Below are 7,201 nucleotides of genomic sequence, written 5' to 3'. Positions count from 1 at the left end.
GTGAAGGCCGACTACGTGAAGGCGTTCTGGAACATCGTGAACTGGGCCGATGTGTCGGCCCGCTTCGAGGCGGCGCGTGCCGGTGCCCCGAAGTTGGTTGTCCCCGGCAAGTAACACGCCGACACGGAGACGTAAGCCTCCTCACATTTATCGCCTTTGTGGCGTAAGATGTAAACATCGTGTTTTGCGTGTCTTGCGGTTCATTCCGCAAGACACGCAACAACCCGGTCAGCATCCCGCTGACGACACAACGGAGTGTCCAATTTTTTCCAAGCCACTCCGTTTCATGTGTCCCAACACCGGGGCCCTCTTTTCGCGGCAGTGGCAACACCACTCTGTCTAGGAGAAATACACGTGACTACCCGTGTTGGCATTAACGGTTTCGGACGCATTGGCCGCAACTTCCTGCGAGCCTCCCTCGCCAAGGGCGCAAACATCGAGATCGTTGCAGTAAACGATCTTGGTTCCATCAATGACCTGGCCATGCTGGTCAAGTACGACTCCGTCTTGGGCCGCCTGGCCGAAGACGTGAGCGTTGACGGTGCGTTCATCGTCATCGGCAAGAAGCGCATCAAGGTGCTCTCGCAGAAGAACCCCGCACACCTCGGCTGGGGCGAGCTCGGGGTCGACGTCGTCATCGAGTCCACCGGCCTGTTCACCAAGGCCGCCGACGCCGAGAAGCACCTGCAGGCAGGCGCCAAGAAGGTCATCATCTCCGCCCCGGCTTCCCACGAAGACATCACCATCGTGATGGGCGTTAACCACGAGAAGTACGAAGCCGACAAGCACCACATCATCTCCAACGCTTCCTGCACCACCAACTGCCTGGGCCCAATCGCCAAGGTCCTGAACGACCAGTTCGGCATCGTCGACGGTCTGATGACCACCATCCACGCCTACACCGCGGATCAGCACCTGCAGGATTCCCCGCACAAGAGCGATCCGCGCCGTGCCCGCGCCGCGGCACTGAACATGATCCCGACCTCAACCGGTGCGGCCAAGGCCATCGGCCTGGTCCTCCCGGAGCTCAAGGGCAAGCTCAACGGCTACGCCATGCGCGTTCCCGTACCAACCGGCTCGGCCACCGACCTGACCGTGAACCTGGCCCGCGAGGCCTCCGTTGAGGAAATCAACGAAGCCTTCAAGAAGGCAGCAGCAGAGGGACCGCTGGTCGGCTACCTGAAGTACACCGAGGATCCGTTGGTCTCCACCGACATCGTCCACGACGAGCACTCCGCGATTTTCGACGCCGGCCTCACCACCGTCATCGGCACCACCGCCAAGATCGTCGCCTGGTACGACAACGAGTGGGGCTACTCCTCTCGCTTGGTTGACCTGACCGAATACGTCGGCGCGCGGCTCGGTTAGTCCCGGACTCTTCCGATAACCTAGTCACATGACTTCCCACACTCTCGACGAACTGATCGCCGATGGTGTCCTTGGGCGGCGCGTTCTGGTCCGCAGCGACCTGAACGTGCCGCTTGATGGCCTCACCGTCACCGACGATGGGCGTATCCGCGCCTCCATACCCGTGGTGCAGAAGCTGGCCGAGGCCGGCGCACGCGTCATTGTCATGGCTCACCTCGGTCGCCCCAAGGGCGAACCCGACCCCAAATACTCCATCGCCCCGGCGTCCACCCGGTTCGCCGAGCTCTCCGGGCTCGATGTGCGCACCGCAAGCGACGTCGTGGGTCCCTCGGCCCGCCAACTGGCCGGGGAACTAACCGACGGCGCCGTGCTTGTCCTGGAAAACGTGCGTTTCGACGCACGCGAAACCTCCAAGGACGAGGCGGCACGCGCCGAATTCGCGGCAGAGCTTGCCGCGCTGACCGGCGAAAACGGCGCCTACGTCAACGATGCCTTCGGTGCCGTGCACCGCAAGCATGCCTCGGTCTTCGACATCGCGGCGCTGCTTCCGGCCTACCAGGGCGACCTGGTGGCCACCGAGGTGACGGTCCTCAAGACCCTCACCGAGGCCCCCAAGCGCCCCTATGTGGTCGTGCTCGGCGGTTCCAAGGTCTCGGACAAGCTTGCTGTCATCGACAACCTGCTCGGCCGCGCCGACCACCTGCTGATCGGCGGTGGCATGGCCTTCACCTTCCTCAAGGCCCTGGGCCACGAGGTCGGCGGCTCCCTGCTTGAAGTTGACCAGCTCGATACCTGCCGCGGCTACCTCAAGCGCGCCAAGGAACTGGGCTGCGACATCGTGCTTCCCACCGACGTGGTCGTGGCCTCCAAGTTCGGGGCCGACGCCGAGCACGAGGTGCTGGCGGCGGACAACATCACCGGCGGGGCATTTGGCGCCACCGGCCTGGGCCTGGACATCGGTCCGGACTCCGGGGAAAAATTCGCCAGCTACATCCGCAGCGCCAACACGGTGTTCTGGAACGGCCCGATGGGCGTCTTCGAGATCCCGGCGTTCGCGAACGGCACCCGTGCCGTTGCGGGCGCGCTGGCGGACTCCGAGGCGTTCAGCGTCGTCGGCGGCGGCGACTCGGCGGCCGCGGTGCGCACGCTCGGCTTCCACGACGACGATTTTGGACATATTTCCACCGGCGGCGGTGCCTCCCTCGAGTACCTCGAGGGCAAGGAACTGCCAGGCCTGACTGCCTTGGAGGCGCGTAAGTGACCACATCCACCAATGGAAAATTCGACCGGAAGCCGCTGATTGCCGGCAACTGGAAGATGAACATGGACCACGTCCAGGGCATCACGCTGCTGCAGAAGCTGGCCTGGACGCTGGCCGATGCGGAGCACGACTTCGAACGGGTCGAGGTGGCGGTCTTCCCGCCGTTCACCGACCTGCGCGGCGTGCAGACGCTGACCATGGGCGACAACCTGCCCGTGCGCTACGGCGCCCAGGACCTCTCGGCCCATGACTCCGGCGCCTACACCGGGGAGATCTCCGGGCAGTTCCTCGCCCGGCTGGGTTGCGGCTACGTGCTGGTGGGACACAGCGAGCGCCGTGCACTGAACGGCGAGTCCAACGAGCTGCTGGCCACCAAGGTCGCCGCCGCGTACCGCCACGGGCTCGTCCCGGTGCTGTGCGTGGGCGAGGGGCTGGAGATCCGCCAGGCCGGCACCCACGTCGAGTACACGCTTGAGCAGCTGCGCGGATCGCTGGCAGGGGTCACCGCCGAGCAGGCCGAGACCCTGGTCGTGGCCTACGAGCCGGTGTGGGCGATTGGCACCGGCGAGGTGGCGGGTCCGAAGGACGCGCAGGAACTCTGTGCCGCCATCCGCGCCGAGCTTGCGCAGCTCTTCGCCGCCGACACGGCTTCCAAGGTCCGGGTGCTCTACGGCGGCTCGGTCAAGGCGTCGAACGTGGCGCAGATCCTGGCCGAACGCGACGTCGACGGCGTGTTGGTCGGCGGCGCCTCGTTGGACGCCGCGGAATTTGCTAACATTGTTAGGTTCGAGCACCATCTGGTGACCGACTAATCGCCATCGAGCGGATTGAAGGGCAATAGTGGACGTCATCAAGTTGGTACTGCAGATCTTGCTGGGCATCACGAGCCTGCTGCTCACACTGCTGATCCTGCTGCACAAGGGGCGCGGCGGAGGCATGTCCGACATGTTCGGCGGTGGCATGACCACCTCGCTGGGTTCCTCCGGCGTCGCCGAGCGCAACCTCAACCGCGTGACCATCGTCCTGGGACTGACCTGGGCCGCCGTCATCATCGGCCTGGGCCTGGTCATGCGCTTCAGCGTCGAGTCCTAGCCTTCAGCACATAAAGCGCGGCTTTCCTCATCCATAGGGACGAGGCAAGCCGCGCTTTTTCGTGTGCGGGCCGCGGGCTAGATCAGTGCCGCGGCGGCTGCATCCATGAGCCACCAGGTGCCCTGCGTGCCCGAAACACCCGAGGCCGGAACACGTTCGCGGGTCACGGGGGACTCGCCGAGGGCGACGCCGGCCGCGGGCGCCTTGTCGGCCCCGGCGACCACGAGCCATACGGCGCGGGCGGTGTTGATCGCCTCAAAGGTCAGCGAGACGCGCAGCGGCGGCGGCTTTGGCGAGGCCCTCACCCCGATGACCTTTACCCCGGTGCGGGTGGCGCCCGCGTGGTCGGGGAAGAGCGATGCCACGTGCGAATCCGGGCCCATGCCCAGCATCAGCACGTCGAACACCGGAACGGCTCCCGCGGTGCCCTCGTTGCCTGCCTCCTCGGCCAGCAGCTGCGCGTAGGCCCCGGCGGCGAGTTCGGGGGTGGCGAAGTCGTCGGTCGAGCCCATCGGGTGGACGCGGCCGCGGTCAAGCCCGTGGCCATCGAGCACGCCCAGGAGCACCTCAGCGGCCACCGCGTTGCGGTCGGCGGAGCCGGATTCGACGAAGCGCTCGTCGCCCCAGTAGATGTTCACGCGCGACCAGTCCACCGCGCCCAGGGCGGGGGAGGCTGCGACCTGCGCGAGCGAGGCAATGCCCAGGGTTCCGCCGGTGAGCACGATGGATGCCTCGCCGCGCGCCGCCTGCGCATCCAGGACAGCTGTCAGCAGCCGGGCAGCGACCGCCGCCGCGGTGGCCGGCAGGTCCGGGTGGATGACGACGTGTCGCCTAGCGTTCACTGGCACGGATGCTCCTCAGGTTGGTGCGTTTCAGGCCCACGCGCACGACCTCGCCGAATACCTCGTCGGGGTCCAGGCGGCGCATTTCCTCGGCCAGGCAGTCGGAGACCGAGCGCCGCGGCAGGGAGATCAGCTGGGCCTTCTGGCCCGGCTGGTACAACTCGGCCACGTCCCCGGGGGGACGGGAAAGCTCGACGTCCCCGGTGGGCAGCGCGAAGCGCACGGAGCGGACGCCGGTGCCCTCGGGGGAGGACGCCAGGGTGACAGGGATCCCCAGGCACAGCCGCAGCCAGGCTGCGAGCAGCACGGTGGAGGGGGAGTCCACGGCGCCGGTGACGGTCGCGGAGGTGACCTGGGATGGGTCGAGCTGGTCGAAGACCGAGGCCAGCTGGGCGCGCCAGAGCGTCAGCCGGGTCCAGGCCAGGTCGGTGTCCCCGGCCCGGTAGGACTCGGCGAGGGAGAACAGCGCGGCGCGCGGGTCGGCCTCGGCGCCGGAGTCGGTGATGCGGCGGTGCGCGATCTTCCCCAGCGGGGTCTGCGAAGCGTCCTGCGGCACCCCGTGCGGCCACCAGGCCACGATCGGTGCGTCGGGCAGCAGCAGACCGGAGACCAGGGACTCGTCCACGTGCGCGTCGGGCCCGAAGGTGTGCAGCACGATGACTTCCGCGGCGCCGGCCTCCCCGCCCAGGCGAATCTGCGCGTCCAGCCGGGTGGCACCGGTGGCCGCTCCCTGGACCACCACCACGATGCGGCAGGGGTGCTCGCGGCTGGCCAGGGAGGCCGCGGCGATGGCGTCCTCCTCGAACCCGGCACTGGTGATCACCAGCAGGGTCAGCACGCGGGAGAGCGCGGAGGAGCCGCCGGCCCGGCGCATGGTGACCAGTTCCTTGGAGATCTTCGAGGTCGTGGTGTCTTGCATCTCGACTATCATGGGCGGCGCCATGTCCTTCCGTCGCGGGCCATCAATTCGTCGGCCGAGGCCGGGCCCCAGGAACCGGGGGCATAGGGTTCGGGCTGTTCGGGCAGTGACGCCCAGTGTTCCTCGAACGGGTCAAGGATGCGCCAGGACTGCTCGACCTCCTCGTGGCGGGGGAACAGCGGCGGCTCGCCCAGCAGCACATCGAGGATCAGCCGCTCGTAGGCCTCGGGGGAGGACTCGGTGAACGCGTGCCCGTAGCCGAAGTCCATGGTCACGTCGCGCACCTCCATCGAGGTCCCGGGTACCTTGGAGCCGAAGCGGATGGTCACGCCCTCGTCGGGCTGGACCCGGATGACGATGGCGTTCTGCCCGAACTCGTCGTCCTTGTGGTCGGTAAAGAGCAGGTTGGGGGACCGCTTGAACGCCACGGCGATCTCGGTGACGCGCCGGCCCAGGCGCTTGCCGGCGCGCAGGTAGAACGGCACCCCGGCCCAGCGGCGGGTGTTGATCTCCAGCTTGATCGCCGCGTAGGTCTCGGTCTTGGAGGCCGGGTTGAAGCCCTCCTCGTCCAGGAAGCCGGTGACCTCTTCCCCGCCCTGCCAGCCGGAGGTGTACTGGCCGCGCGCGCTTGCCTGCGCGAGGTCGCCGGGCAGCCGGACGGCGGTTAGGATCTTTTCCTTCTCGCTGCGCAGGTGGTCCGCGTCGAAGCTGATCGGCTCCTCCATGGCGGTCAGGGCCAGCAGCTGCAGCAGGTGGTTCTGGATGACGTCGCGGGCAGCGCCCACCCCGTCGTAGTAGCCGGCGCGCCCGCCGATGCCGATGTCCTCGGCCATGGTGATCTGCACGTGGTCGACGTGGTTGGAGTTCCACAGCGGCTCGAAGAGCTGGTTGGCAAAGCGCAGTGCCAGCAGGTTCTGCACCGTTTCCTTGCCCAGGTAGTGGTCGATGCGGAAGACGGCGTCGGGCGGGAAGACCGACTCGACGATCTCGTTCAGTTCGCGGGCGGAGGCCAGGTCGTGCCCGAAGGGCTTTTCGATGACCACCCGGGACCAGCCGGCGTCTTCGGAGTCGTCGTTGGCCAGCCCGTGCCTGGAGAGCTGCTCGCAGACCGTCTCGAAGGAGTTCGGCGGGATCGAGAGGTAGAAGGCGTGGTTCTTGCCGGTGCTGCGGCTTTGCGCCAGGTCGTCGAGGGTCTCGCGCAGCGCGATGAACGCGTCGTCGTCGTCGAACCCGCCGGAGATGAACCTGAAGCCGCTGGCCAGCTGCTCCCACACGGTCTCGTTGAAGGGGGTGCGGGAGTGCCCCTGCACCCAGGCCTTGGCCTCGGCGGCGAATTGGTGCGCGTCCCAGGATCGGCGCCCGAAGCCGACGACGGCGAAGTTCGGCGGCAGCAGGCCGCGGTTGGCCAGGTCGTAGACGGCGGGCATGAGTTTCTTGCGGGCCAGGTCGCCGGTGATGCCGAAGAACACCAGGGCGGAGGGGCCGGCAATGCGGTCAAGGCGCCGGTCCCGGCGATCACGCAGGGGATTGGGGTGGTTGCGCGCGGGGCGCCGGGAGGAATCGGGCATCAAAAGGGGGACCTTCAGGTGTTGGGGGGTAACCGAGGGGGGGTGGGGGGGGGGGGGGGGGGGGGGGGGGGGGGGGGGGGGGGGGGGGGGGGGGGGGGGGGGGGGGGGGGGGGGGGGGGGGGGGGGGCGCCGCGGCCGGGGCGAGAGGGGC

8 protein-coding genes are annotated in these 7,201 nt (G+C 67.8%); 5 read left to right on the top strand and 3 right to left on the bottom strand.

Features of this window, described 5'->3' with window-relative positions; genetic code table 11:
• The 5 genes from ACLQ7E_RS02065 to secG form a co-directional block, all read left to right on the top strand.
• Positions 1 to 114, top strand: a 114-nt coding sequence (locus tag ACLQ7E_RS02065) for a Fe-Mn family superoxide dismutase (RefSeq protein WP_411730882.1), incomplete at its 5' end; no start/stop codon positions are given.
• A 240-nt stretch (positions 115 to 354) separates the two neighbouring features.
• Complete coding sequence (gene gap, locus ACLQ7E_RS02060) at positions 355 to 1,368, top strand: type I glyceraldehyde-3-phosphate dehydrogenase (protein WP_411730881.1); 1,014 nt, start codon at positions 355 to 357, stop codon at positions 1,366 to 1,368.
• Between the two features lie 28 nt (positions 1,369 to 1,396).
• The gene (locus ACLQ7E_RS02055; RefSeq protein ID WP_411730880.1) at positions 1,397 to 2,629 is read left to right on the top strand and encodes a phosphoglycerate kinase; all 1,233 of its coding nucleotides are present in this window, start codon (positions 1,397 to 1,399) and stop codon (positions 2,627 to 2,629) included.
• Complete coding sequence (tpiA, locus tag ACLQ7E_RS02050) at positions 2,626 to 3,441, top strand: triose-phosphate isomerase (protein ID WP_411730879.1); 816 nt, start codon at positions 2,626 to 2,628, stop codon at positions 3,439 to 3,441. Before ACLQ7E_RS02055 ends, tpiA begins: the two co-directional genes overlap by 4 nt.
• A 28-nt stretch (positions 3,442 to 3,469) precedes the next feature.
• A complete protein-coding gene (secG, locus tag ACLQ7E_RS02045; protein ID WP_411730878.1) occupies positions 3,470 to 3,721 on the top strand; it encodes a preprotein translocase subunit SecG in 252 nt (83 codons plus the stop codon).
• 77 nt (positions 3,722 to 3,798) lie between these two features.
• Here secG and pgl read toward each other — a convergent pair whose 3' ends face one another.
• Genes pgl through zwf form a run of 3 tightly spaced genes read right to left on the bottom strand, consistent with a single transcriptional unit; the run spans position 3,799 to position 7,050 of the window.
• Entirely contained in the window at positions 3,799 to 4,563 is a 765-nt protein-coding gene (gene pgl, locus ACLQ7E_RS02040) for a 6-phosphogluconolactonase (RefSeq protein ID WP_411730877.1), read from the bottom strand.
• The gene (locus tag ACLQ7E_RS02035; RefSeq protein ID WP_411730876.1) at positions 4,553 to 5,494 is read right to left on the bottom strand and encodes a glucose-6-phosphate dehydrogenase assembly protein OpcA; all 942 of its coding nucleotides are present in this window, start codon (positions 5,492 to 5,494) and stop codon (positions 4,553 to 4,555) included. The genes pgl and ACLQ7E_RS02035 overlap by 11 nt, the downstream gene beginning before the upstream one ends.
• Entirely contained in the window at positions 5,491 to 7,050 is a 1,560-nt protein-coding gene (zwf, locus tag ACLQ7E_RS02030; protein WP_411730875.1) for a glucose-6-phosphate dehydrogenase, read from the bottom strand. The genes ACLQ7E_RS02035 and zwf overlap by 4 nt, the downstream gene beginning before the upstream one ends.
• Positions 7,051 to 7,201 lie beyond the last annotated feature (151 nt).

Source organism: Paeniglutamicibacter sp. (assembly GCF_046714615.1).
Lineage (GTDB): Bacteria > Actinomycetota > Actinomycetes > Actinomycetales > Micrococcaceae > Paeniglutamicibacter.
Note: the sequence above shows the minus strand (reverse complement) of the source record. Positions and strands in the feature narration are given on the sequence as shown.